Annotated in this window: 25 protein-coding genes and 2 tRNA genes; 12 read left to right on the forward strand and 15 right to left on the reverse strand. The window is 63.2% G+C overall.

Going from position 1 to position 23,012, the window contains the following annotated elements; all coding sequences use genetic code 11:
• Positions 1-348 precede the first annotated feature (348 nt).
• The gene (locus AC27VQ_RS10315; RefSeq protein ID WP_488716189.1) at positions 349-3,222 is read left to right on the forward strand and encodes an Rne/Rng family ribonuclease; all 2,874 of its coding nucleotides are present in this window, start codon (positions 349-351) and stop codon (positions 3,220-3,222) included.
• Positions 3,223-3,355: 133 nt separating this feature from the next.
• The gene (locus AC27VQ_RS10320) at positions 3,356-4,120 is read left to right on the forward strand and encodes an SDR family oxidoreductase (RefSeq protein WP_488716190.1); all 765 of its coding nucleotides are present in this window, start codon (positions 3,356-3,358) and stop codon (positions 4,118-4,120) included.
• A 75-nt stretch (positions 4,121-4,195) separates the two neighbouring features.
• Here AC27VQ_RS10320 and AC27VQ_RS10325 read toward each other — a convergent pair whose 3' ends face one another.
• Positions 4,196-5,335, reverse strand: a complete 1,140-nt coding sequence (locus AC27VQ_RS10325) for a pyridoxal phosphate-dependent aminotransferase (RefSeq protein WP_488716191.1) — start codon at positions 5,333-5,335, stop codon at positions 4,196-4,198.
• 208 nt (positions 5,336-5,543) lie between these two features.
• Here AC27VQ_RS10325 and AC27VQ_RS10330 point away from each other — a divergent pair, with 208 nt between their 5' ends.
• The 5 genes from AC27VQ_RS10330 to aat all read left to right on the forward strand — a co-directional run bounded on the left by AC27VQ_RS10330 (position 5,544) and on the right by aat (position 9,367).
• Positions 5,544-6,305, forward strand: coding sequence for a DsbA family protein (locus AC27VQ_RS10330; RefSeq protein WP_421590851.1), 762 nt, complete (start codon positions 5,544-5,546; stop codon positions 6,303-6,305).
• 146 nt (positions 6,306-6,451) lie between these two features.
• Positions 6,452-6,889, forward strand: coding sequence for a type II 3-dehydroquinate dehydratase (gene aroQ / locus AC27VQ_RS10335; RefSeq protein WP_298103091.1), 438 nt, complete (start codon positions 6,452-6,454; stop codon positions 6,887-6,889).
• A 22-nt stretch (positions 6,890-6,911) separates the two neighbouring features.
• Entirely contained in the window at positions 6,912-7,382 is a 471-nt protein-coding gene (gene accB / locus AC27VQ_RS10340; RefSeq protein WP_488716192.1) for an acetyl-CoA carboxylase biotin carboxyl carrier protein, read from the forward strand.
• A 10-nt stretch (positions 7,383-7,392) separates the two neighbouring features.
• Complete coding sequence (gene accC / locus AC27VQ_RS10345) at positions 7,393-8,739, forward strand: acetyl-CoA carboxylase biotin carboxylase subunit (RefSeq protein WP_488716193.1); 1,347 nt, start codon at positions 7,393-7,395, stop codon at positions 8,737-8,739.
• Between the two features lie 13 nt (positions 8,740-8,752).
• Positions 8,753-9,367, forward strand: coding sequence for a leucyl/phenylalanyl-tRNA--protein transferase (aat, locus tag AC27VQ_RS10350; RefSeq protein WP_488716194.1), 615 nt, complete (start codon positions 8,753-8,755; stop codon positions 9,365-9,367).
• Positions 9,368-9,550: 183 nt separating this feature from the next.
• Here aat and AC27VQ_RS10355 read toward each other — a convergent pair whose 3' ends face one another.
• The 4 genes from AC27VQ_RS10355 to gatB form a co-directional block, all read right to left on the reverse strand.
• The gene (locus AC27VQ_RS10355) at positions 9,551-10,006 is read right to left on the reverse strand and encodes a DUF2155 domain-containing protein (RefSeq protein ID WP_488716195.1); all 456 of its coding nucleotides are present in this window, start codon (positions 10,004-10,006) and stop codon (positions 9,551-9,553) included.
• Between the two features lie 74 nt (positions 10,007-10,080).
• Entirely contained in the window at positions 10,081-10,479 is a 399-nt protein-coding gene (locus AC27VQ_RS10360; protein ID WP_313524167.1) for an NADH:ubiquinone oxidoreductase subunit NDUFA12, read from the reverse strand.
• 128 nt (positions 10,480-10,607) lie between these two features.
• Entirely contained in the window at positions 10,608-11,108 is a 501-nt protein-coding gene (locus AC27VQ_RS10365) for a GNAT family N-acetyltransferase (protein ID WP_488716196.1), read from the reverse strand.
• Between the two features lie 4 nt (positions 11,109-11,112).
• A complete protein-coding gene (gene gatB, locus AC27VQ_RS10370) occupies positions 11,113-12,615 on the reverse strand; it encodes an Asp-tRNA(Asn)/Glu-tRNA(Gln) amidotransferase subunit GatB (RefSeq protein ID WP_488716197.1) in 1,503 nt (500 codons plus the stop codon).
• 128 nt (positions 12,616-12,743) lie between these two features.
• On the opposite strand from gatB, the gene AC27VQ_RS10375 reads away from it, so the two are divergent.
• Together AC27VQ_RS10375 and AC27VQ_RS10380 are read left to right on the forward strand one after the other, a co-directional pair.
• Complete coding sequence (locus tag AC27VQ_RS10375) at positions 12,744-13,049, forward strand: DUF1294 domain-containing protein (RefSeq protein WP_488716198.1); 306 nt, start codon at positions 12,744-12,746, stop codon at positions 13,047-13,049.
• 290 nt (positions 13,050-13,339) lie between these two features.
• Complete coding sequence (locus tag AC27VQ_RS10380) at positions 13,340-13,597, forward strand: YjhX family toxin (protein WP_117371813.1); 258 nt, start codon at positions 13,340-13,342, stop codon at positions 13,595-13,597.
• A gap of 46 nt (positions 13,598-13,643) precedes the next feature.
• Here AC27VQ_RS10380 and AC27VQ_RS10385 read toward each other — a convergent pair whose 3' ends face one another.
• The 7 genes from AC27VQ_RS10385 to AC27VQ_RS10415 form a co-directional block, all read right to left on the reverse strand.
• On the reverse strand, positions 13,644-14,156 hold the full coding sequence (locus AC27VQ_RS10385; RefSeq protein ID WP_488716199.1) for a GNAT family N-acetyltransferase: 513 nt from the start codon (positions 14,154-14,156) through the stop codon (positions 13,644-13,646).
• Between the two features lie 123 nt (positions 14,157-14,279).
• On the reverse strand, positions 14,280-15,425 hold the full coding sequence (locus AC27VQ_RS10390) for a slipin family protein (protein ID WP_421590865.1): 1,146 nt from the start codon (positions 15,423-15,425) through the stop codon (positions 14,280-14,282).
• Positions 15,426-15,807: 382 nt separating this feature from the next.
• A tRNA-Gln gene (locus tag AC27VQ_RS10395) sits at positions 15,808-15,878 on the reverse strand.
• A tRNA-Ser gene (locus AC27VQ_RS10400) sits at positions 15,877-15,951 on the reverse strand. Before AC27VQ_RS10400 ends, AC27VQ_RS10395 begins: the two co-directional genes overlap by 2 nt.
• A gap of 237 nt (positions 15,952-16,188) precedes the next feature.
• A complete protein-coding gene (gene gatA, locus AC27VQ_RS10405) occupies positions 16,189-17,670 on the reverse strand; it encodes an Asp-tRNA(Asn)/Glu-tRNA(Gln) amidotransferase subunit GatA (protein ID WP_421590866.1) in 1,482 nt (493 codons plus the stop codon).
• Positions 17,671-17,714: 44 nt separating this feature from the next.
• The gene (gene gatC / locus AC27VQ_RS10410; protein WP_313524188.1) at positions 17,715-18,002 is read right to left on the reverse strand and encodes an Asp-tRNA(Asn)/Glu-tRNA(Gln) amidotransferase subunit GatC; all 288 of its coding nucleotides are present in this window, start codon (positions 18,000-18,002) and stop codon (positions 17,715-17,717) included.
• A gap of 105 nt (positions 18,003-18,107) precedes the next feature.
• The gene (locus AC27VQ_RS10415; protein WP_313524191.1) at positions 18,108-18,812 is read right to left on the reverse strand and encodes a metal-dependent hydrolase; all 705 of its coding nucleotides are present in this window, start codon (positions 18,810-18,812) and stop codon (positions 18,108-18,110) included.
• Positions 18,813-18,922: 110 nt separating this feature from the next.
• Here AC27VQ_RS10415 and AC27VQ_RS10420 point away from each other — a divergent pair, with 110 nt between their 5' ends.
• On the forward strand, positions 18,923-19,219 hold the full coding sequence (locus tag AC27VQ_RS10420; protein ID WP_488716200.1) for an alkylphosphonate utilization protein: 297 nt from the start codon (positions 18,923-18,925) through the stop codon (positions 19,217-19,219).
• A 12-nt stretch (positions 19,220-19,231) separates the two neighbouring features.
• Entirely contained in the window at positions 19,232-19,717 is a 486-nt protein-coding gene (gene ruvX, locus AC27VQ_RS10425; protein ID WP_488716201.1) for a Holliday junction resolvase RuvX, read from the forward strand.
• Here the strand turns inward: ruvX and AC27VQ_RS10430 are convergent.
• Together AC27VQ_RS10430 and AC27VQ_RS10435 are read right to left on the reverse strand one after the other, a co-directional pair.
• A complete protein-coding gene (locus AC27VQ_RS10430) occupies positions 19,663-19,989 on the reverse strand; it encodes a DUF6105 family protein (protein ID WP_488716202.1) in 327 nt (108 codons plus the stop codon). The genes ruvX and AC27VQ_RS10430 overlap by 55 nt on opposite strands.
• Positions 19,986-20,144 (reverse strand): hypothetical protein, encoded by a 159-nt coding sequence (locus AC27VQ_RS10435; RefSeq protein ID WP_488716203.1) that lies wholly within the window; start codon positions 20,142-20,144, stop codon positions 19,986-19,988. Before AC27VQ_RS10435 ends, AC27VQ_RS10430 begins: the two co-directional genes overlap by 4 nt.
• A gap of 193 nt (positions 20,145-20,337) precedes the next feature.
• On the opposite strand from AC27VQ_RS10435, the gene AC27VQ_RS10440 reads away from it, so the two are divergent.
• Positions 20,338-21,273, forward strand: coding sequence for an AEC family transporter (locus AC27VQ_RS10440; RefSeq protein ID WP_488716204.1), 936 nt, complete (start codon positions 20,338-20,340; stop codon positions 21,271-21,273).
• Here the strand turns inward: AC27VQ_RS10440 and AC27VQ_RS10445 are convergent.
• Positions 21,255-22,901 (reverse strand): acyl-CoA dehydrogenase family protein, encoded by a 1,647-nt coding sequence (locus tag AC27VQ_RS10445; protein ID WP_488716205.1) that lies wholly within the window; start codon positions 22,899-22,901, stop codon positions 21,255-21,257. The two genes, AC27VQ_RS10440 and AC27VQ_RS10445, sit on opposite strands and share 19 nt — an antisense overlap.
• Between the last annotated feature and the right edge of the window lie 111 nt (positions 22,902-23,012).

Genomic DNA, 23,012 nt, shown 5'->3' on the forward strand with positions numbered 1-23,012 from the left:
GCCGTCACACACGCTTTTTCCCAGCCGAACAGATCGCGTAAACCGGCGGTGGCCGGAACAGACAAGGTGGGTTTCCACCAAACGCCCTTACCAAAGGGCAATTTCATCGGACCTTCAGGGTCTATGGCACGGGCATTCTCGTTGGACGTTGATGTTGACGCAGCGGACGCTTTCAGAGGGTAACAGGCACCGGGACGCTCGCGCTCCGGCCTTCCTCCGTCCGCTTACCCCTCACCGGGGCCTAACGGGAACTTACTTATCCGGCGCATCCCCCTCCTCCCCCGGCTCACCCTTTTCAGGGTACAGCTTGCCGCCAGGATTGCGGCTGCGCCGAGGAGTTCAATCTACATGGCAGAGAAAATGCTTATCGACGCGTCTCACTCCGAGGAGACGCGCGTCGTTGTCGTACGCGGAAACCGCATAGAAGAATTCGACTTCGAATCCGAACACAAGAAGCAGATCCGCGGCAATATCTACCTTGCCAAGGTCACACGCGTCGAACCGTCGCTCCAGGCGGCTTTCGTCGACTACGGCGGCAATCGCCACGGTTTCCTGGCGTTTGCCGAAATCCACCCCGATTATTACCAGATCCCGCTTGCAGACCGTCAGGCGCTCTTGAGGGCGGAAGCCGAAGAGCATCGCCGCGACGACGATATCGAGCATGTCGAAACCGCAAACGACCGTTCCGACAGCAGCGAATCATCTGCTGAAACGGACGTCGAAGCGGTTGTCGTCGCCGCCGTCGAGGAAGTAACGGTCGAAACCGCCGCCGAGCCGGAGGTCGTCGAGGCCTCGGCCGATCTTGCCGCGGAAGAAGTACCGGCTGAAAAGCCGAAGAAGCCGCGCCGCACGCGCAAGGCCAAGGCGAAGACCGAGGACGCCCCGGCCGCCGAGACCGAAGATGCAGCCGCCGCCTCTGAGAGCAACAACGACGAGACCCCCGGTGGTGCGATGGCGATGGCCGTCGACACCGACGAAATTTCCGAGCCCTCCGACCGCAAGCGCCGCCGTCGTCGCGATGACGACGACGATGACGACGATCATAACGGCGAAGAGAAGGAAGTCATCGAATCCGTCGGCGCCGAAGACGCGATGGAAGAGGTTCCGGATCGCGTGCAGCGCAAGCCGCGCAAGCAGTACCGCATCCAGGAAGTCATCAAGCGTCGCCAGATCCTGCTCGTGCAGGTCGCCAAGGAAGAGCGCGGCAACAAGGGTGCTGCTCTCACCACCTATCTGTCGCTGGCCGGCCGCTACTCCGTTCTGATGCCGAACACGGCGCGCGGCGGCGGCATTTCCCGCAAGATCACCAACCTGCAGGATCGCAAGCGCCTGAAGGAAATCGCCCGAGACCTCGAAGTGCCGCAGGGCATGGGCGTCATCCTGCGCACAGCCGGTGCCAACCGCACCCGCGTCGAGGTCAAGCGCGACTTCGAATACCTGATGCGCCTATGGGAAAACGTCCGCACGCTGACGCTGCAATCGACGGCGCCGACCCTCGTCTATGAGGAAGGATCGCTCATCAAGCGCTCGATCCGCGACCTCTACAACAAGGACATCAGCGAGATCGTCGTTGCCGGCGAGGAAGGCTACCGTGAAGCGAAAGCCTTCATGAAGATGCTGATGCCTAGCCATGCGAAGGTCGTCCAGCCCTATCGCGACGTGCATCCGATCTTCTCGCGCTCGGGCATCGAAGCCCAGCTCGACCGCATGCTGCAGCCGCAGGTGACGCTGAAGTCCGGCGGCTACATCATCATCAACCAGACCGAGGCGCTCGTCTCGATCGACGTCAATTCCGGCCGTTCGACGCGCGAGCATTCCATCGAGGATACCGCGCTCCAGACGAACCTGGAGGCTGCGGAAGAAGTGGCGCGCCAGCTTCGCCTGCGCGACCTTGCCGGACTCGTCGTCATCGACTTCATCGATATGGAGGAGAAGCGTAACAACCGCTCCGTCGAGAAGCGCCTGAAGGACCATCTTAAGAACGACCGCGCACGCATCCAGGTCGGCCGCATCTCGCATTTCGGCCTGCTCGAAATGTCGCGCCAGCGCATCCGTGCATCCGTTCTCGAATCGACCATGCAGGTTTGCCCGCACTGCAACGGTACGGGCCACATCCGCTCGCAGTCTTCGGTCGCACTGCACGTTCTGCGCGGCATCGAGGAATATCTCCTCAAGAACACCACGCACAATATCAGCGTCCGCACGACGCCTGACATCGCGCTCTACCTGCTCAACCATAAGCGCGGCACCATCATCGATTATGAAGGCCGCTTCGGCGTCCAGATCATCATCGAGGCCGATGCCCATGTCGGCGCGCAGCATTTTGCGATCGATCGCGGCGAAGCCGTCGAAAATCCGGTCAAGATCGAACAGATCCTGCATTTCGAGCCGGAACCGGAAGACGACGATGTCGTAATCGAGGACGAGATCGACGAAGAAGAGGAAGAAGCAGCAGCGGCACGTCCGGCCGCTGCCGCACCGGCTGCCCAGACCGCCGCCTCTTCGGATGAGAACGGTCGCAACAACAAGCGCAAGCGTCGCCGCCGCCGCCGTGGCCGTGGCCGCGATGGCGAGGGTGCAGACACCGCCTCCTTCGGCGGCGAACAGGCCGGCGACGAGGAAGAAATCGACGACGACGAGGCCGAGGGCGACGAGGCTTCGGAGGTCACGAAAGCCTCCGAGACCGCGGAAGAAGCCGATCAGCGCCGCAAGCGCCGTCGTCGCGGCAAGCGTGGTGGCCGCCGCAATCGTCCTGAAGACGGTGCAGTCGATGCCGCATCCGGTGAAGGCGACGAAGACGGCGACGAGGGCGAAACCGAAGAGGCCGCCACCATCGAGGTCGAGGCTGCCGAAGTTGCTGTCGTAACCGAGGAAGCGCCGGTCGAAGCCGTTGCCGAAGAGGCACCGGCCAAGCCGAAGCGTGCCCGCAAGAGCCGCGCCAAGGCCGCTGCCGAAGAGGTGACGACCGACGAAGCTGCCCGCGTGGAAATCGAAGCGCAGCCGGCTCCGGCCGTTGAAGAGGCTACTCCGGTGGAACCGGCAGTCGAGGAAGCCGCTGCCGATCTCGAAGATGCTGCCAAGCCCGTCCGTGGCAACCGCGACATCAACAAGATCGCGTCGGAACCGGTGGTGAAATCGTCCACGACGAAGGAAGCCGCTGCGGAAGAAGAGGCCGACAAGCCCAAGAAGGGCGGCTGGTGGCAGCGCCGCGGCTTCTTCTAAGCGACCGCCTATACTCCAGAATTCGAAAGGCCCGGTTTTCACCGGGCCTTTTTCGTTTGCGCGGGAATCGGGTGGTTGCCCGGTCGGCCTTCTGCGACATCGGCGGTCGTCAGAAACCAGCAAGGAGACACGCATGACCCGCCTCGATAACAAGGTCGCCATCATCACCGGCGCCAGCTCCGGCATCGGCCGCGCCGCCGCCCTGCTCTTTGCCCGCCAGGGTGCGAAGCTTGTCCTGTCCGCCCGCGGTCAAGAACGGCTTGACGACGTGGCAAATGAAATCTGTGCGGAAGGCGGTGCCGTGATCGCCCTGCCCGGCGATGTCGGCGAGGAGGCACATCACCAGGCATTGGTCGAAGCTGCGCAAGCGGAATTCGGCGGCGTCGATATCGCCTTCAACAATGCCGGCACGACCGGCCCGGTCGGCCCGCTGCCGGCGCTTTCCGGGCAAGAGTGGCAGGACGTGCTCACCGTCAATCTGACGAGCGGGTTCCTCGCCGCAAAGTACCAGCTGCCGGCGATGGAAGCGCGCGGCGGCGGCAGCCTCGTCTTCACCTCCACCTTCGTCGGCTATACCGCAGGCTTTCCGGGGCTTGCCGCCTATGCGGCCTCGAAATCGGGGCTCATCGGCCTCGTGCAGGTGCTTGCGTCGGAATACGGCCCGAAGGGCATTCGCGTGAATGCGCTGCTGCCGGGCGCGACGGACACGCCTATGGGTCGTGAGGTCGCCAACACGCCGGAAGCGCGGCAATTCGTGGCCGGGCTCAACGCCTTCAAGCGCATCGCAGCGCCCGAGGAAATCGCGCAAGCCGCGCTCTTCCTCTGCTCGGACGCATCGAGCTTCACCACCGGCACGGCCATGCTGGTCGATGGCGGCGTGTCGATCAACCGGGTCTGAGAAAGTGATTCAGCTGCCTGCCGGATCGATTCCGTTTCCCGGCGCAAGGCGCTGAAACGGAATCGCTTTCCGGATTCAGGCCAGCCATCGCGCGAGGCGGTCGACCGCCTCGTTCATCTCCGCGAAGGAGCCGGCATAGGAGAAGCGCATCGTGTGGTGGCCGTCCTTGGGATCGAAGTCGATCCCGGGTGTGGCCGCCACATCCGTCTCCGCCAGCATGCGGCGGGCGAAGGCCATGCTGTCATTGGTGAACCGGCTGACATCGACATAGGCGTAGAAGGCGCCATCCATCGGCGAGGCGATGGAGAAGCCGATTTCCGGCAGACGCTTCACCAGGACGTCGCGGTTCAGGCGGTAGGCGTCGCGATAGACGTTCAACTCCGCCTCGGCGCCGAGAGCCGCCTCTGCGGCGATCTGCGAGAGTTCCGGCGCGGAGATATAGAGGCTCTGGGCGATGCGCTCGACGGGACGCACCAGCTTTTCCGGCAGCACCATCCAGCCGATACGCCAGCCGGTCATGCAATAATATTTCGAGAACGAATTGATGATGACCGCCTCGTCGCCGAATTCCAGCGCCGTCGCCTCTTCGCCGACAAAGGTCAGGCCGTGGTAGATCTCGTCCGAGATAAATGCGATGCCATTGTCGCGGCAATAGGCCGAGAGGGCTGCAAGGTTCACGCGGCCGGTGACGGTCCCGGTCGGATTGGCGGGGCTGGCGAGCAGCACGCCATCGATCTTCCCGGCGGCCTCCAGCGCCTGCGGCGTCAGGGTAAAGCCGTTATCGGCATTCACCTCGATCTCCACCGTCTCGATGCCGAGCGCCGCGAGGATGTTGCGATAGGCGGGATAGCCGGGACGCGCGATGGCAACGCGGTCGCCGGCATCGAACAGCGCGAGGAAGGCCAGGTTGAAGCCCGCCGACGAGCCCGTGGTGATGGCGATGCGGCCGGGATTGACGTAAACGCCGTGATGGCCCTGGTAGAAATTCGAAATGGCTTGGCGGAGCGACAGCAGGCCGAGCGCATCCGTATAGCCGATGCGGCCGATCTCCAGCGCCTTGCGGGCGGCTTCTCGAGCGGCTTCGGGTGCGGGATGCACCGGCTGGCCGACGGCCATGGAAATCACCGGGCGGCCGGCGGCGCGCTGCTTGGTCGCCTCGGCGAGCACGTCCATGGCGTGAAAGGGTTCGACGGCGCCGCGGCGGGAGAGTTTCATGGGCTTGCCTTCCGGTTCATGGGTCGCCGTCTTCCTGCCGCAAGACACCCGCATTCACAATCCCGCGAGGGCCGAAAATCCGCCGCTTTTTCCCTATCGTTTGCGCGTTACCACTCATAAGGTCGTTGAAAGCGCCCCGCCCGCATTGACGGGGTGGCGCCGGCAATGGCACTTCTGCGGGCCGCATCACGACGAGGACCAGACTGACATGACATTCAAGACCAAGCTTGCGGCCACCGTGGCTCTTCTTTTTGCGGTCGCAGCGCCCCTTCCGGCCCTCGCCCTCGACGATGCGCAGAAGAAGGAGATCGGCGAGTTCATCAAGGAATACCTCGTCGAAAACCCGGAAGTCCTGCTCGACGTGCAGGAAGCCCTGCAAAAAAAGCAGGAAGCGCAGCAGCAGGCCAAGGCCAAGTCTGCGATCACCGATAATGAAAAGGCGATCTACAACTCGCCCTACGATATCGCGCTCGGCAATCCGAAGGGTGACGTCACCATCGTCGAGTTCTTCGATTATAACTGCGGCTACTGCAAGCGCGCCCTCTCCGACATGGACGACATCCTGAAGGAGGACAAGAACGTCCGCTTCGTCCTGAAGGAACTGCCAATCCTCGGCCCCGATTCGCTCGCCGCACACAAGGTGAGCGCCGCCTTCCGCGATCTCTCGCCGGAAAAATACGGCGAATTCCACCGTGCCCTGCTCGGCGGCGAAGGCCGTGCGACAGAAGAAAGCGCGATTGCGCTTGCGGCGGGCATGGGTATTTCCGAAGCCGATATCCGCAAGACCATGACCGAAAAGCCGCATGACGACGCCGTGCGCGAAGCCTATTCGCTGGCAAACGACCTCGGCATCACCGGCACCCCCTCCTACGTTCTCGGCAACGAGATGGTGTTCGGCGCCGTCGGCGCGGATGACCTTCGCGCGAAGATCGCCAATGTCCGCGCCTGCGGCAAGGCAAGCTGCTCGTAACCGCCATCTTCTTGCCATGCTGGCCTGTTCAGGCCTTGCTGCTTGTGGACACGTCCCCATGACCGGAAAACCCCAGTACCTTGGGGCTTTCCTCACGGAAACCACCGGTCTATAGGTAGTCCTTAATCCAGCATGCGGAATTGCGAATGGCTTTACCCCTTTTCGTGCTCAACGGCCCCAACCTGAACGCCCTCGGCAAGCGCGAGCCCGGTATCTATGGCGGTCAGACGCTCGCCGATATCGAAGTGCTGTGCAAGGCTGAAGGCGAGAAGCTGGGTTTTGCCGTCGATTTCCGTCAATCCAACCATGAAGGCGATCTAGTCGACTGGATCCACGAGGCCGGCGACGTCGCTGCCGGCATCGCCATCAACGCCGGTGCCTATACCCACACCTCGATCGCCCTGCATGACGCCATCCGCGCCATCAAAATCCCGGTGGTCGAACTGCACCTTTCCAACGTGCATGCCCGCGAGGAATTCCGCCACAAATCGATGATCGCGCCCGCCGTGAAGGGCGTCATCTGCGGTTTTGGCGCGCAGAGCTACGTCCTTGCGCTGCATGCGCTTTCATCCATCACGACATAAAAAGAACCAGAGGCTCAATCCCATGGCTGACAAGAAACACGGCATCGATCAGGTTCTGATCCGCGATCTCGCCAATATCCTCAACGAGACGGACCTGACCGAGATCGAAGTGGAACAGGACGACCTGCGCATCCGCGTCTCGCGCGCTGGCACCCCGCAATATGTCCAGGCCCCGATCGCTGCCCCGGCCTTCGCTGCACCGGCCGCTGTCGCCGCCACCGCTGCCGTCGCCGCAGCACCGGCCGACGCCCGCAACAACAAGAACGCCGTGACGGCGCCGATGGTGGGCACCGCCTATCTGTCGCCCGCTCCGGGTTCGCGCGCCTTCATCGAAGTCGGCGCGACCGTCAAGGAAGGCCAGACCATCCTCATCATCGAGGCCATGAAGACGATGAACCAGATCCCGGCGCCGCGCTCGGGCAAGGTCACCGAAATCCTCGTGCAGGACGCCAGCCCGGTCGAATACGGCGAACCGCTTGTCATCATCGAATAAGGCGGGTCCCATGATCTCCAAAGTCCTCATTGCCAACCGCGGCGAAATTGCCCTTCGCGTCCTTCGGGCGTGCAAGGAGCTCGGCATCGCCACGGTCGCCGTGCATTCGACGGCCGATGCCGACGCCATGCATGTGCGCCTTGCCGACGAGAGCGTCTGCATCGGCCCGCCGCCGTCGCGCGACAGCTACCTGAACATCCACCAGATCGTCGCCGCCTGTGAGATCACCGGCGCCGATGCCGTGCATCCGGGCTACGGCTTCCTGTCGGAGAATGCCAAGTTCGCGGAAATCCTCGACGCGCACGGCATCACCTTCATCGGCCCGACGGCGGAACATATCCGCATCATGGGCGACAAGATCACCGCCAAGAAGACGGCGCAGGAACTCGGCATCCCGGTCGTTCCGGGTTCGGACGGCGAAGTGAAGCCGGAGAACGCGCTCGAAATCGCCCGCCAGATCGGTTTCCCCGTGCTTATCAAGGCCACTGCCGGCGGCGGCGGCCGCGGCATGAAGGTCGCCAAGAGCGAGGATGATCTGGAAGAAGCCGTGTCCACGGCCCGTTCCGAGGCGCTTGCCGCCTTCGGCAACGACGCCGTCTATATGGAAAAATATCTCGGCAAGCCCCGCCACATCGAAATCCAGGTCGTCGGCGACGGCATGGGCAATGCAGTGCATCTGGGCGAACGCGACTGCTCGCTGCAGCGCCGCCACCAGAAGGTCTGGGAAGAAGCCAACTCGCCGGCGCTCAATGTCGACCAGCGCATGAAGATCGGCCAGATCTGCGCCGACGCCATGAAGAAGCTGAAATATCGCGGCGCCGGCACGGTCGAGTTCCTCTACGAGAACGGTGAGTTCTACTTCATCGAAATGAACACCCGCCTTCAGGTGGAGCACCCGATCACCGAAGCGATCACCGGCATCGATCTCGTACACGAGCAGATCCGCGTCGCCTCCGGTGCCGGTCTTTCGGTCGAGCAAGAAGACATCGTCTTCTCGGGACACGCCATCGAGTGCCGCATCAATGCCGAGGATCCGCGCACCTTCGTCCCCTCGCCGGGCACGATCACGCATTTCCACGCGCCGGGCGGTCTCGGCGTGCGCGTCGATTCTGGCGCCTATCAGGGCTACAAGATCCCGCCCTACTACGACAGCCTGATCGGCAAGCTCATCGTGCATGGCCGCACCCGCGTCGAGTGCATGATGCGCCTGCGCCGCGTGCTCGACGAGTTCGTCATCGACGGCATCAAGACGACGCTACCGCTGTTCCAGGACCTCATCGGCAACCAGGATATCGCCAACGGCGACTACGACATCCATTGGCTGGAGAATTATCTGGCCAATAAGACCGACGCCTGAGGCGGCGTCGGTCATGGCAGGGCGGCGCAGCGGGCACCCGGAGATCACACCGGAACTCTTGCTGCGCGCCTATTCCATCGGGCTCTTCCCGATGGCCGATTCGGCTGACGACCCGGAGCTCTTCTGGGTCGAGCCGGACATGCGGGGCGTTATTCCGCTCGACAAGTTCCACGTCTCGCGCAGCCTCGCCAAGACGATCCGTCAAAACCCCTTCGACATCCGTTTCGATACCGCCTTCGACGCGGTGCTGGCCGCCTGCGCGCAAACCGCACCCGACCGTCCCTCAACCTGGATCAACGCCAAGATCAAGTCGCTCTACGGCACGCTGCACCGCATGGGCCACGCCCATTCCGTCGAAGCCTGGGATGGCGAAACGCTCGTCGGCGGCCTCTACGGCGTCTCGCTGGGGGCCGCCTTCTTCGGCGAAAGCATGTTCTCGCGACGCACGGATGCATCGAAGATCTGCCTCGTGCATCTCGTAGAACGGCTGAAGGCGCACGGCTTCCGCCTGCTCGACACGCAGTTCACAACGGAGCACCTGAAGACCTTTGGCGCGATAGACGTGCCGAAGATCGAATACGAGGACATGCTGGCCAACGCGCTGGCCTCACCGCATCTGCCGTTCTGAGACGATGAGTTGTGCCGTGGGGCATGGATCCTCGGGTCAAGCCCGAGGATGACTGAAGAAGAGAAGCAGGACAAACATAGAAACGGTGCCGCATGCCGCACCGTTTGACGGAGGCCGGCAACACTCCCTCCCCTCCGTCATCCTCGGGCTTGACCAGAGGATCCACCGCCGCAAACGCAGCCTTTACTCAGATTTCGCTTCGGAATCTTCCGGCGGCGGTACGTCCGACTTCGCCTTGCACTCGACGAGCCACACGTCATAGACGGGGTGCTCGACGGCGTTGAGGCCGGGACTGTCGGCGAACATCCAGCCGGTGAAGATGCGGCGGATTTTGCGGTCGAGCGTGATTTCATCGACCTCGACGAAGGAGGTCACCTTCTGGGCCTCGGTATCGTCACGGCTGTAGCAGACCTTCGGCGTCACCTGCAGCGCACCGAACTGGACGGTCTCACCGATATAGACGTCGAAATTGGTGATGCGGCCGGTGATCTTGTCGATGCCGGAGAAGGCAGCGACCGGGTTTTCGATGCGGGCGGCTTCGGAGGCAACAGGCGCCATGGCGAGGCCGACAGCCGCAGCTGCAAGCGCACCCGTCAGGAACCGCCGTCCGGCGTTCACCTTTGAAAACCCTGATGTCATGAAGCCGTCTCCTGCGATCTCAACCGGCGTCGCCGATTGCTTGGAGCTACCGGCGAAATGTGGCCAAATCTGTATCAGTTGCCCGGCGTCCAGGCGTCATAGTCACCCGTCACGCGCGGACGCTCGCCGGCGACCGCGATAGAACCCGGCGGACGGTAGGCCTGCGCCGTGCCGGTGCCGTTCGGGCGGTGCGGCTTCTGCCACTCATGTGCCACATACTTCTCGTCGGCCGGGGAAACGTCGGTGCGGTGATGCATCCAGCCGTGCCAGCCGGGCGGGATGGCGGAGGCATCGGCATAGCCGTTGTAGATCACCCAGCGGCGCGTGCGGCCTTCGGAATCCTTGGCCCCGCCCTGATAATAGACATTGCCGAATTCGTCCTGGCCGACCTTGGTGCCGAAGCGCCAAGTATGAAAGCGGGTGCCGATCGTCTGACCGTTCCACCAGGTGAAAATCTGCTTGAGAAGGCTCATGGGCTGGCGTCCTTGGCAGGGCCACGCTTGGGGTGCGGCCCGAGACTGATATTTCTTCCGCTTATGGCGCGACAGCCCCCGAATGTCCAGCGATTCCCGCGCCTTCGCCCACGGCTTTTCGCCGCGGCTCAGCCGCCGAGCGGCTTCTCATAGACATCGAGCGGCACGCCGGAAACGTTGTCGGCCGTATGCCTGGCCTCGCCGACCTTGGCAAATCCGTGCGCATGGTAGAAGGCGACAGCGCCGTCATTGCGCGGATCGACCTCCAGAAGCATGGCGTTCGCATCGGGAAAGCAGGTTTCGAGCTCGGCAAACATGTCGCGGCCGATGCCCTGCCGCTGATGGCGCGGCAGCACATAGAGATTGTGCAGGAAGGCGGTCTTCGACCGGTCCTTCGCCATGGCGACATAGCCCATGCCGGCCAGTTCCCGCCCGTTGTCGGCCACGACGAATTCGCTGTCCTTGCGCTCCAGCTTGGCCTTCAGCGCCGGCACGGAATGCCAGCGCGCGGTGAGCTCGCTCACCTTGTCCACACCATAGAGCGTGTCGTAAGTGGCGTGCCACGTCTCGGAGAGCAGCGCGCTGACTTTCGCCAGATCGCGCTCGGAGGCCGTGCGAACGAAGAACACGGGATTATTCCTCGATGCCGAGCTTGGCCTTGACCAGCGCCTGAACGGCCTGCGGATTGGCCTTGCCGCCCGTCGCCTTCATGACCTGGCCGACGAACCAGCCGGCCAGCGTCGGCTTGGCGAGAACCTTGGCGACCTGATCGGGGTTGGCGGCGATGATCTCGTCGACGGCCTTCTCGATGGCGCCGGTATCCGTCACCTGCTTCATGCCGCGCGTCTCGACGATCTCGGCCGGGTTGCCGCCCTCGTTCCAGACGATTTCGAACAGATCCTTGGCGATCTTGCCGGAGATGGTGCCGTCCTTGATGAGATCGATGATGCCGCCGAGCTGGTCGGGCGAAACCGGAGTCTCTTCAATGGCTTTGCCGTCTTTGTTCAACGCGCCAAGCAAGTCGTTGATGACCCAGTTGGCGGCAATCTTGCCGTCGCGGCCGGCGGCCACGGCTTCGTAATAGTCGGCGATCGCCTTTTCCGATACGAGCACCGAGGCGTCATAGACCGACAGGCCGAGATCCCTAACGAAGCGGATCTTCTTATCATCAGGCAGTTCCGGCAGATCGGCGAGCAGCGATGCGACGAACGCGTTGTCGAATTCCAGCGGCAGCAGGTCCGGATCGGGGAAATAGCGATAGTCGTGTGCGTCTTCCTTGGAGCGCATAGAGCGCGTCTCGCCCTTGCCGGGATCGAAGAGACGGGTTTCCTGGTCGATGGACCCGCCATCCTCCAGAATGCCGATCTGGCGGCGGGCTTCGTATTCGATCGCCTGGCCGATGAAGCGGATGGAATTGACGTTCTTGATCTCGCAGCGCGTGCCGAAGCCTTCGCCCGGACGGCGCACGGAGACGTTGACGTCGGCGCGCATGGAGCCCTCGTCCATGTTGCCGTCGCAGGTACCGAGATAGCGCACGATGGAGCGCAGCTTCGTCATATAGGCCTTGGCCTCGTCCGACGAGCGCATGTCCGGCTTGGAGACGATCTCCATAAGCGCGACGCCCGAACGGTTGAGATCGACATAGGACATGATCGGATGCTGGTCGTGCATCGACTTGCCGGCGTCCTGCTCGAGATGCAGGCGCTCGATGCCAATCTCGATATCCTCGAAATTGCCCTGGCGGTCCGGACCGAGCGAGATGACGATCTGCCCCTCGCCGACGATCGGGTCCTTGAACTGCGAGATCTGATAGCCCTGCGGCAGGTCCGGATAGAAGTAGTTCTTGCGGTCGAAGATCGAGCGATGGTTGATCTGCGCCTTCAGGCCGAGGCCGGTGCGCACGGCCTGCTTGACGCATTCCTCGTTGATGACGGGCAGCATGCCCGGCATGGCGGCATCGACGAGCGAGACGTTGGCATTCGGCGCCTTGCCGAATTCCGTCGAGGCGCCGGAGAACAGCTTCGAATTCGAAAGGACCTGCGCGTGCACCTCCATGCCGATGATGACTTCCCAGTCGCCGGTGGCGCCGGGGATGAAGCGTTTCGGATCGGGGGTACGGACGTCGACGAGGGTCATTTTCGGCTCTTGCTGTGGTGTCTTCGGTGCTGTCTCGGTAGAACATATGGGCAGGCGGCGCAAGGTTTTCAGCGGTGCGTCGCGCCGTCGTTAGCCAAGTCGCAAGGATGGCCGACTAAAACCGTGCCATGGACACGGCGACAAAGCTTCTGATCATTTTCCTTCTCGTCAACGTCGTGACGTTCTGCCTCTTCTGGTGGGACAAGGAAGCGGCGCGGGATGGCACTTGGCGGGTTTCCGAAGCGCGCCTGCTGCAATTCGCCTTCCTCGGCGGCAGTCTCGGCGCCTTTGCCGCGCAACGCCTGCTGCGGCACAAGACGCGCAAGGAGCCGTTTCGCACGCAGCTGATGGTGATCCTGATTCTGCATGCGGTTCTGGCCCCTGCGGCGTTGATCTTCGGCCCGACGCTCTACCGTATGCTGCAAGCCGGCTGATACCACTATAGCCGCCCGGTCGCGCATGTTGCACCGACCTTCTTCCAAATAGGGCCGGGTTGCGACACGTCGCCCTGAGTCCGGCCTTGCGCATTGACCTCTGCGGGTACCCCGATTATTTCGGGACATCCGCAAATGGAGTTTTGATGTCCAACTCGTCTGAGACCTGCTGAGGGCCCTGCCCGCATCACGCTTGCGCGCAGGGTCGAAAAAACGCTGAGCCCTGCCACCCCTTGGGTGGCGGAACGTTTTTTCGCGTTCATTCGAACGCCCGACGGACACTCAAGACAATGGACATTTCGCGCGCCGAACAGCGCATTCTTCATCTGCTCGCCCAGGGCGGCAGGATCGACATCGAAAAAGACGACAACCGCAAGATCATCACCGTCGCCTGCATCACGCGGGACGGCTGGCGGGCCGGCGGCCTCGACCTCGACCTCTTTCGCAAGCTGAAACGCCGGCGCTGCATCGCCTCCTCCGGCGGCAGGCCCTACCGCATCACGCAGCGCGGTCTGGTTCTGGTGCGGTCGCAGCTCGACAATCAGTGAAAACGGGCAATGAAAGACGGGAGGCGTAGCGAAAGCCGCGCCTCCTCTAAAACCCGCCCGGCCCGTAGCCGATCGGCTCGTCGGCAACGAGCTGCCGGCGCAGGCCGACCGATTCCACGTCGCGGTCGAGGCGTTCTGAATAATCGACCGAAAGCCAGTTCACCGAATAGCCGTGCTTCTGGAAGAAGCCGACGGCGGCCGTGTTGCGCGCATGGGTCTGGAGCCGCGCCGCCTCGAAACCGGCGGCCAGGATTTCCGCTTCCATGGCGGCAAGGAGAGCGGCGCCAAGGCCCTTCTTCTGCTGGGGCGGATCGACCCAGAGATCGCTGATCTCGTCGTCCAATGCCTCGCGCGAGGCCCAGCCGGCCAGCACGCCCTCACTCTCGACGATGCTGACGCGCAGCCATTTTTCGGCAAGGAACTGCTGGAAGGCATTGCGGGCGTGCTCGCTGCGGACCTGGAGATCGACGACGCCGACGACGGCCTGAGCCCAGGCTCTCACGCCGATTTCAACGAGCTCCGGAACGTCGTCCCCACGGGCATTGCGAACGGTGATCATGCATCGGCCCCTTTCGACACCATGAAAGCACTGCACACACGGCTTGGCGAGGGAGACGAAAGGCTATCCACGGAGATGATGAGGCGGAAAACGAAACCGCCCGGCACATGGCCGGGCGGTCCCTTACTTGTCGCGCAGCTGCACGAGGTCGTTCATCAGACCTGCCGTCCCGTTGTGGATGGTCAGGCGCTCGACCTTGCCGGCAATGGCTTCCAGAGCTTCCAGCTCCTTCAGCCGCAGCATGACCGGGTTTTCAGCCATCACCTTGGCCGTGTTGAGGAGCGAACGGGTGGCGTTCGTTTCCTCGCGGCGGCGGATGACATTGGCCTCGGCCTGCTTTTCGGCGGCAACCACCTGGTTCAGGATATCGCGCATCTCGCCCGGCAGGATCACGTCCTTGAGCTCGATAGCCGACACCTCGACCCCGATGGCAGCCATGTCGGCCCGCACCTTCTCGGCAGCTTCCGCATTGACCGTCACCTTGCGCTCAAGGATCTGGTCGAGCGTCAGCGTGCCGAGCGTCTGGCGGAAGGCGAACTGCAATGCCCGGTACAGGGCATCGGCAAAGTCCTTGACCTCCGACACCGCCTTGAGCGGATCGACGACGCGGTATTCGGCGGAAATGTTCACCCGGATCGTGACCTTGTCACGGGTGAGCAGTTCCTGACCGGTCACGTCGAGCGACTGGCGCTTCAGGTCCACGACACGCACCTGGACCGTCTTGCCGACATTCCAGAAGGCATGAAGGCCCGGCTCCAGCATGCGCTGGTGCGTGCCGTCGACGAAGAGCAGACCGACCTGACCGTCATTGACGAGGAAGGCGGTGGTCAGCTCCGTGCGGCGGGCGCGCGTCAGCCGGCGCATCAGCTCCGGTTCGATGTCGAGCCGTTCCGTCAGGTCGACACGCGTCTCGGTCCACGGACCGGCGGCGTTCCAGACCACGAGCTTCTGGTTCGGCGCCAGCACGGTGTAGAGCTCGCCGTCGCGCTCGACGACCGAGATTTCCCGGGCGCTGGTGCGGATGACCGTCAGTTCACGCTTTGCGACCTCCGGCAGACCATCGAACAACGGCTTCTCGTAGGCCGACGCGAAAACCGGCCGGTTCATGTCGTGACGCTCAAGCTCGAGCAGCCCGCGGCGATTCGGCAGGCTGTGCTCACCCGCGCCGAAAATGCCGAGAACCGCGCCCTTGTAGAGGGCGAGCACCCGCTCGTTGGCCTTCACGAGGACGCGCTTGCGCCCAAAAATCAAATCGAGAAACATCGTCATTGGTCTTGCTCCTTCGGTCATACGCTACGTCATGAACCGATTGTCCTTTCGTTTACGGTTTCGTTGCATCAGCAGAGCACTTGCCTGCCGGTTTCCTTGGAACCCTCGATCGCCCGGGAAACCTGCGGGCGGGGTATGCGAATGCAATGATCCGGAGACCGGTTGACGGCCATCGGCAGCGGGTTTCCGGGAGCGGACCGTGCAGCCTTGCGGCGGGCTCAAGAGCGTTGCTCCGTCGCTGGCCATAAGGCGGCTTGATCGTCACCGGCAACCGGACCGCAAATGTCCGGCGTCGGGCTTTCCGAAGAGCGACCTTGCGGCCCCACCCCGGTCTGCCGTCCGCAATCCGGTCCCCGGACCGGATATGAGACAGCTTGGAAGGCTGTTGGAGAAGGATTTGAACCTTCGACTTCAGAACCAAAATCTGATGCTCTACCACTGAGCTATCCAATGGAGCAGACAACGGGAATCGAACCCGCGACCTCCGGACGTCTCGTCCGGCGCTCTACCACTGAGCTAGGTCCGCAAACGGTCTTTCTGGTGCGGGCATCCGTACACGACGACGGCAGGGCCGCCTTGCGCGGGAGGAGCGGAAAACTCCATCCGTTGACATCCGCACCGGCTGAACGACCGGGAGGGCGCGTTTATTCGCGTCGTGGAGAAGGTTCAAGCCGAAAACGGCGCGCATACGTTTCCGTAACGGCATGTGTTGCCGTTACGACACAATTTTGCGGTTAGGTGGTTTATGGGGCGAAGACGCCCCTTACCACCACTTGGCCGGCGTGAAACGACCGGCGGCCTGCTCGATGACATGGGCCGTCTTGAAGAGGCTTTCCTCGTCGAAGGGCTTGCCAATGAGCTGGAGGCTGAGCGGCAGGCCCTTGTGGTCGAGACCCGCTGGAACGGACAGGCCCGGCAGGCCGGCCATGTTCACGGTGACCGTGAAGATGTCCTGCAGGTACATCTTGACCGGGTCCGACGCCAGATCCTCGTCGGCGATGCCGAAGGCCGAGGACGGGGTGGCCGGGGTCAGGATGGCATCGACGCCGGCATTGAAGGCGAGTTCGAAGTCGCGCTTGATCAGCGTGCGGACCTTCTGGGCCTGCAGGTAATAGGCGTCGTAGTAGCCGGCCGACAGCACATAGGTGCCGATCATGATACGGCGCTTGACCTCGGTGCCGAAACCGGCGGCACGGGTCTTTTCGTACATGTCGACGATGTCCTTGCCGTCGACGCGCAGGCCGTAGCGCACGCCGTCGTAACGGGCGAGGTTCGACGATGCCTCAGCCGGGGCCACGATGTAGTAGGCCGGCAAGGCGTATTTCGTGTGCGGCAGCGAGATATCGACGATCTCGGCACCGGCGTCCTTCAGCCAGGCGATGCCCTGCTGCCAGAGCGCTTCAATCTCTTCCGGCATGCCATCGACGCGGTATTCGCGCGGAATGCCGATGCGCATGCCCTTCAGCGACTGGCCAAGGGAGGCTTCGTAATCCGGAACGGCCAAATCGACGGAGGTCGTGTCCTTGGCGTCGACGCTCGCCATCGACTTCAAGAGGATCGCGGCATCGCGCACATCGCGGGCGATCGGGCCGGCCTGGTCGAGCGAGGAGGCGAAGGCGACGATGCCCCAGCGCGAGCAGCGGCCATAGGTCGGCTTGATGCCGACGGTGCCGGTGAAGGCGGCGGGCTGACGGATCGAGCCGCCGGTATCGGTTGCGGTCGCACCCGCGCAGAGGAAGGCGGCGACGGCTGCGGCCGAACCACCCGAGGAGCCGCCGGGCACGAGATCGGCGTTGGAACCCTGCGCGCGCCACGGGTTCTTGACGGCGCCGTAATAGGAACTCTCGTTGGAGGAGCCCATGGCGAATTCGTCCATGTTCAGCTTGCCGAGCATGACCGCGCCGTCGTTCCAGAGGTTCTGGGTGACGGTCGATTCGTATTTCGGCTTGAAGCCGTCGAGGATGTGGCTGCAAGCCTGCGTGTGCACGCCTTCGGTGGCAAACAGGTCCTTGATGCCGAGCGGGATGCCCTCCAGCGCGCCGGCCTTGCCATCGGCGATGCGGGCGTCGGAGGCCTTGGCCATCTCGCGCGCCTTTTCCGGCGTCACGGTAACATAGGCATTGATTGCCGGATTGGCCGCTTCGATCGCAGAAAGATACGCGTCCGTCAGTTCGACGGCTTTGATCTCCTTGGCGGAGAGCTTTTCGCGGGCTTCGGCAATGGTGAGGCGAGTAAGGTCGGTCATGGAACTACTTTCGGAAGCGGACGGCGCGGGCGGCAAAGGCGGAGTTATTCGACGACCTTCGGCACCTGGAAGAAGTTGCGATCGGTGGCCGGCGCATTGGCGACGATGGCGTCGGCCTTGTTGCCGTCGTTGACGACGTCTTCGCGCTTGCGCATCGCCATGGGCGTGACCGAGGTCATCGGCTCGACGCCCTCGACGTTCACTTCGGAAAGCTGCTCGACGAAGCCGAGGATACCGTTCAGTTCGCCGGTCATGCGGTTTGCCTCTTCCTCGCTGACAGCGATGCGGGCAAGGCGCGCGACGCGCTTCACGGTGGCAAGATCTACGGACATGGATGGTCTCCGATAGGAAATTTCTTACCCGCTATACTGACCAAGCCAAAAGGGCGCAACGGGGGAATGGCCCGTTCCACGCCCCCTCGCCCGTTTTCCTGCCGCTTAACGCGTCACGAGATCGCCGACCTTCGGCACCTCGATCCTGGCTGCGGCACCCTCCATGGCCTGCACGAAGAGGTCAGCCGTCTGGTCGATAATGCCGAAGGAGCCGTAGTGGCAGGGAATGACCGTGTCGAACTTGAAGAAGCGCTGGCAAGCGAGCGCCGCGACGGCACCGCCCATGGTGAAACGGTCGCCGATCGGCACGAGGCCGATTTCCGGCTGGTGCAGTTCTTGGATCAGCGCCATGTCGGAGAAGATATCGGTGTCGCCCATATGGTAGAGCGCCGGTTCGTCCTCGAAATGCAGCACGAGGCCGTTGGCACTGCCGAGCGAATGGGAGGTGCCGTCCTCGGTGATCTGCGCGGAGGAATGCAGCGCATTGACGAAGGTCGTCGAAAAACCATCGAAATGCACGGTGCCGCCGGTATTGCCCATATCGACCTTCTCGACGCCCTTGGCGCCAAGCCAGGCAGCGAGGTCGGCATTGGCCAGCACCGTCGCGCCGGTCTCTTTCGCGATCTGGATCGTATCGCCGACATGGTCGCCATGGCCGTGGGTCAGCAGGATATGGGTGAGGCCGGCGACGGCGTCCTTGCGGGTCGCATCGTCAAAGGCCGGATTGCCGGTGAAGAACGGGTCGATGAGGATCTTCGCCTTCGCCGTTTCGATGCGGAAGGCGGAATGGCCGAGCCAGGTGATTTTCATGCTTGTTCTCCATTTGGGATTCGCCAGGCAATATAGTCCCGGTGAAGGCCGTTTCCATCCGTCGCGGGATCGTTATAAGCGTGGGCTTACGAAACTGAGGGGATTCCGCCATGAGCGACGACGACTATATCTATGACGAAGCGACAGGCGAGTGGCGCCCTGCCTCCGAGATCGCAGCGGAAAAGGCAGCGAAGGCCGTGGTGCTCGATGCCGGCGGCAATGTGCTCGTCGATGGCGATTCGGTCGTGCTCATCAAGGACCTGAAGGTGAAGGGTGCCGGACAGACTCTGAAGCAGGGCACGGTCATCAAGACGATCCGCCTCACCGACAATCCGGAAGAAATCGACTGCCGGCACGAGACGATCCGCGGGCTGGTCCTGCGCACCGAGTTCGTCCGCAAGCGCTGAGAGAGGTTCGCCATGGCGACGCTGACACTGGAAGACCTGGCGCAAAGCCTCCTGCCCGGACAGCCGATCGCCGGCCTCGACTTGGGCACCAAGACGATCGGCCTTTCGGTCTCCGATCTCGGCCGGCGGCTGGCAACGCCTAGGCCGGTGCTAAAGCGGGTAAAATTCACGCAGGATGCGGATTTGCTGCTGGCCTTCGCCGCAAAGGAGAAGGTCGTCGCCTTCGTCATCGGCTTGCCCGTCAACATGGATGGCAGTGCCGGCCCGCGCGTTCAGGCGACGCGCGCCTTCGTGCGCTCCATGGCGGATAAAACCGACATCCCCTTCGTCTTCTGGGACGAAAGGCTGTCGACGGTCGCGGCGGAGCGCACGCTGATCGAGATGGATGTATCGCGTAAGAAGCGCGCCGAGCGCATCGACTCGGCCGCCGCCTCGTTCATTCTTCAGGGCGCGCTGGACAGGCTTTCGTCTCTTGCAAGAGCCGCCGGCGCCGACTGATGGCGGGCCTGCCACCAGGCAGAGATTTGCTTGCGGCGGCGGAAGGCAAGGATGGCGAAGACAACAAGGCTATCGACAATAATGGCGCGCAGCACTAGGAGCGGCAGGTCTTCCGGCGGAATGCCGAGGATTTGGCCGTAGATCTGGAACACCAGATCATGCGTCTGGCGCGTCAGCATGAAGAAGCCGAAATTCATGTCGTAGTAGGAAAGCCCGTACCAGCTTCCCAGAAGCGCGATGGGGCCGGCCCACAGGATCAGGAACCACTTCATGCCGCCCTCCTCTTTTCTGCGAAGAGATCGGCGACGGCGAAGAGGACTTCACTCGCCGCGACACCCGCGACAAACACGAGCAGCGGGACGACGATATCCACCGTCACAAAGGAAAACAGGGTCGTCATGACCGAAATCCGGGCCGTACTGGCCATGGCTTGTACTCACTCGCATGGTTAACACCAGGTAAACGGCACCTTCGCCCGTTAACCCTGCTTTCGCAACGTAAACCATTCGGTAAGGTTAATTTCCACATGGGTGCCTTTCGGGGCGCCCGGCGGCCGGCCTCTTGCCACGGCGCACGGGGCATGGAATGAGCAGATATCTCCCCTCGCCCGATCCGGTTCCATGCTCCCTATCTTCGAAAGCATTCTGCCCGTCTTCCTGCTCGTCGTGTTGGGAGCCTTTCTCAAGCGCTGGCGGCTGATCGACCGGGACATGTGGAACGGGCTCGAACAGCTCGGCTTCTTCGTGCTGTTCCCCTCGCTGCTTTTCACCACGCTTGCCAATGCAGAATTTTCCGGCATGGCAGCCGGCAGGATAGCCGTCGGCTCCATCGGTTCAGTGACTTTGATCGCAGCGGTGCTCGCGCTGTGCTGGCCGCTCTTCCGCACCGCCGGCGTGTCGGCACCCACCTTCACCTCGGTCTTCCAGACCTCCACGCGCTGGAACGCCTTCATCGCCCTCGCCATCGCGGAAAAGCTTTACGGCGCGCAGAGCCTCACCCTCGTCGCGCTGGTGGCGACGCTGATCATCATCCCGATCAATCTCTACAATATCGGCATGCTCGTCTGGTTCGGCGGCGGAACGCGCAGTCTGAAAACCTTCGCGCAGAAGATCGTGACCAACCCGATGATTATCGGCTCGGTATTCGGCGTCGCCGTCAACCTGCTCGGCATCGAGATCTACAAGCCGTTGATGCAGACCGCCGAGCTGGTGGCGGATACCTCGCTCAGCCTCGGCCTCATCATGGTGGGCGCCGGGCTGAGGCTTGCCGATGCGCTGAAACCGCGCCCACTGGCGCTTCTGCCGGTCGTGCTGAAACTCGTCTTCATGCCGCTGGTCATGACGGGCGCCGCCTATGCGCTCGGCATGCGCGGCGAGCCGCTTTTGACGATCGCGATGGGCGCGAGCGTGCCGACAGCGATGAATGGTTATGTGCTGGCCAAGCAGATGGGCGGCGATGCCCCCTTCTACGCCGCCGTCGCGACGCTGCAGACCATCGCCTCGTTCTTCACCATTCCGATGGTGCTGGCGACGACGGCCTATCTGGCCGGCGGGTAGAGCAGATCGACGATATAGGCAGAGTCGAAACGCGAATCGAGCATGCCATAGGTCGAGCGCCAGCCGGAGGCGAGACGTGTTTCCAGGAAGGCATCGGCAACGCGGCCGGCACCGGCGCGGTAGAGCTCGGCGGCGGCAGCGGCGAGCGCCAGCTGCTCGACCAGCATGCGGGCAGCGCCCTCGTCACGCTCGCAGAGCGACAGGCAGGCGCGCAGCACATCCACCGTCTTCTTGCCGGCAGCGCCGAGATCGCGCGCAAGCCCGGCGAACAGCATTTCGAACAGGTCCCTGCCGCGGCCGATGACGCGCATCAGGTCGAGCGCCATGACATTGCCGGAACCCTCCCAGATCGCATTGACCGGCGCCTCGCGGTAATGCCGGGCGATCGGCCGCTCCTCGACATAGCCGCTGCCGCCGATGCACTCCATCGCTTCATAGATGAGTGCCGGCGCGATCTTGCAGCACCAGTATTTCACGACCGGCGTCATGATGCGGGCATAGGCGGCATCCTCCGCGCTGTCGCGCGCCTTGTCGAAGGCTTCGGCCAGCCGCAGCGAAAGCGCCGTGGCACCGGCGACGTCGAGCGCCATGTCGGCGAGCACGCGCGTCATGATCGGCTGGGCGACCAGCGGTTTGCCGAAGACATTGCGGCCCCGTGTGTGATGCACGGCTTCCGCAAGCGAGGCGCGCATGATGCCAGAGGAGGCGAGCGCGCAGTCGAGCCGCGTCAGCGTCACCATGTCGAGGATCGTGCGGATTCCGGCATCGGGGCTCCCCAGCAGGAAGCCGAACGTCTCGGAGAATTCCACCTCGGACGAGGCATTGGAGCGGTTGCCGATCTTGTCCTTGAGACGCTGGAAGCGCAGGCCGTTGCTGGCGCCGTCCTCCAGAAGACGCGGCACGAGGAAGCAGCCGGTGCCCTCGCGAGTCTGCGCCAGCATGACGAAACCATCGCTCATCGGCGCCGACAGGAACCATTTGTGGCCCGTCAGCCGGTAGATGCCCTCGCCGACGCGCTCGGCCTTGGACGTGTTGGCGCGCACATCCGTGCCGCCCTGCTTTTCCGTCATGCCCATGCCGATGGTGATGGCGCTCTTCTGCATGGCGGGCTTGTTGGCGCTGTCATATTTGCGCGACAGGATTTTCCGGCCCCATTCGCGCTGGACCTGCGGCGAAGCGGAGAGCGCGGCGACCGAAGCGCTGGTCATCGTCAGCGGGCAGAGATGGCCGCATTCGAGCTGCGCCGTCAGATAAAACCGGACGGCGCGCGCCTTGTGCGCCCGGCCCTGCTCGTCGGCGACGTTTTCCCAGAGCGAGGAATGCAGGCCGCTCGCCATGGAGCGGCGCATCAGCGCATGCCAGGCCGGGTGATAGTCCACGATGTCGAGGCGCTCGCCGCGCGGGCCGTGGGTGCGCAGCTGCGGCACGCCCACATTGGCCATGCGCGCCAGTTCCTGCGCTTCCGGCGAGGTCACGTAGCGGCCGATCGCATCGAACTCGTCGCGCAGGCCCTTCGGCATCGCATCGGTGGCATCCACCAGGAGCGGATCGGAGCGATAGGCATTGATGCCCGACCAGAGCGGCGGCTGGTTGAGATCGGCGAGTTTCTGTTCGGTGTCACGAGTCATGAGCGGGTTCTAGCCCAAGTCGCGGGCGGGCGAAACGGGGCGTTCGACCCCGTGACACTGTTGCGAACACAAAAGCGTGGGAATGCGCTCATGTCCGGTGTCTTCGCCTTG

This window comes from Shinella sp. 20P9.1.1, from assembly GCF_057798995.1.

Excerpts from the sequence above, each read along its gene's own strand:
- AC27VQ_RS10315 (WP_488716189.1), top strand. The coding sequence starts at position 349 with ATGGCAGAGAAAATGCTTATCGACGCGTCTCACTCCGAGGAGACGCGC.
- AC27VQ_RS10320 (WP_488716190.1), top strand. The coding sequence starts at position 3,356 with ATGACCCGCCTCGATAACAAGGTCGCCATCATCACCGGCGCCAGCTCC.
- AC27VQ_RS10325 (WP_488716191.1), bottom strand. The coding sequence starts at position 5,335 with ATGAAACTCTCCCGCCGCGGCGCCGTCGAACCCTTTCACGCCATGGAC.
- AC27VQ_RS10330 (WP_421590851.1), top strand. The coding sequence starts at position 5,544 with ATGACATTCAAGACCAAGCTTGCGGCCACCGTGGCTCTTCTTTTTGCG.
- aroQ (WP_298103091.1), top strand. The coding sequence starts at position 6,452 with ATGGCTTTACCCCTTTTCGTGCTCAACGGCCCCAACCTGAACGCCCTC.
- accB (WP_488716192.1), top strand. The coding sequence starts at position 6,912 with ATGGCTGACAAGAAACACGGCATCGATCAGGTTCTGATCCGCGATCTC.
- accC (WP_488716193.1), top strand. The coding sequence starts at position 7,393 with ATGATCTCCAAAGTCCTCATTGCCAACCGCGGCGAAATTGCCCTTCGC.
- aat (WP_488716194.1), top strand. The coding sequence starts at position 8,753 with ATGGCAGGGCGGCGCAGCGGGCACCCGGAGATCACACCGGAACTCTTG.
- AC27VQ_RS10355 (WP_488716195.1), bottom strand. The coding sequence starts at position 10,006 with ATGACATCAGGGTTTTCAAAGGTGAACGCCGGACGGCGGTTCCTGACG.
- AC27VQ_RS10360 (WP_313524167.1), bottom strand. The coding sequence starts at position 10,479 with ATGAGCCTTCTCAAGCAGATTTTCACCTGGTGGAACGGTCAGACGATC.
- gatB (WP_488716197.1), bottom strand. The coding sequence starts at position 12,615 with ATGACCCTCGTCGACGTCCGTACCCCCGATCCGAAACGCTTCATCCCC.
- AC27VQ_RS10375 (WP_488716198.1), top strand. The coding sequence starts at position 12,744 with ATGGACACGGCGACAAAGCTTCTGATCATTTTCCTTCTCGTCAACGTC.
- AC27VQ_RS10380 (WP_117371813.1), top strand. The coding sequence starts at position 13,340 with ATGGACATTTCGCGCGCCGAACAGCGCATTCTTCATCTGCTCGCCCAG.
- AC27VQ_RS10385 (WP_488716199.1), bottom strand. The coding sequence starts at position 14,156 with ATGATCACCGTTCGCAATGCCCGTGGGGACGACGTTCCGGAGCTCGTT.
- AC27VQ_RS10390 (WP_421590865.1), bottom strand. The coding sequence starts at position 15,425 with ATGACGATGTTTCTCGATTTGATTTTTGGGCGCAAGCGCGTCCTCGTG.
- gatA (WP_421590866.1), bottom strand. The coding sequence starts at position 17,670 with ATGACCGACCTTACTCGCCTCACCATTGCCGAAGCCCGCGAAAAGCTC.
- gatC (WP_313524188.1), bottom strand. The coding sequence starts at position 18,002 with ATGTCCGTAGATCTTGCCACCGTGAAGCGCGTCGCGCGCCTTGCCCGC.
- AC27VQ_RS10415 (WP_313524191.1), bottom strand. The coding sequence starts at position 18,812 with ATGAAAATCACCTGGCTCGGCCATTCCGCCTTCCGCATCGAAACGGCG.
- AC27VQ_RS10420 (WP_488716200.1), top strand. The coding sequence starts at position 18,923 with ATGAGCGACGACGACTATATCTATGACGAAGCGACAGGCGAGTGGCGC.
- ruvX (WP_488716201.1), top strand. The coding sequence starts at position 19,232 with ATGGCGACGCTGACACTGGAAGACCTGGCGCAAAGCCTCCTGCCCGGA.
- AC27VQ_RS10430 (WP_488716202.1), bottom strand. The coding sequence starts at position 19,989 with ATGAAGTGGTTCCTGATCCTGTGGGCCGGCCCCATCGCGCTTCTGGGA.
- AC27VQ_RS10435 (WP_488716203.1), bottom strand. The coding sequence starts at position 20,144 with ATGGCCAGTACGGCCCGGATTTCGGTCATGACGACCCTGTTTTCCTTT.
- AC27VQ_RS10440 (WP_488716204.1), top strand. The coding sequence starts at position 20,338 with ATGCTCCCTATCTTCGAAAGCATTCTGCCCGTCTTCCTGCTCGTCGTG.
- AC27VQ_RS10445 (WP_488716205.1), bottom strand. The coding sequence starts at position 22,901 with ATGACTCGTGACACCGAACAGAAACTCGCCGATCTCAACCAGCCGCCG.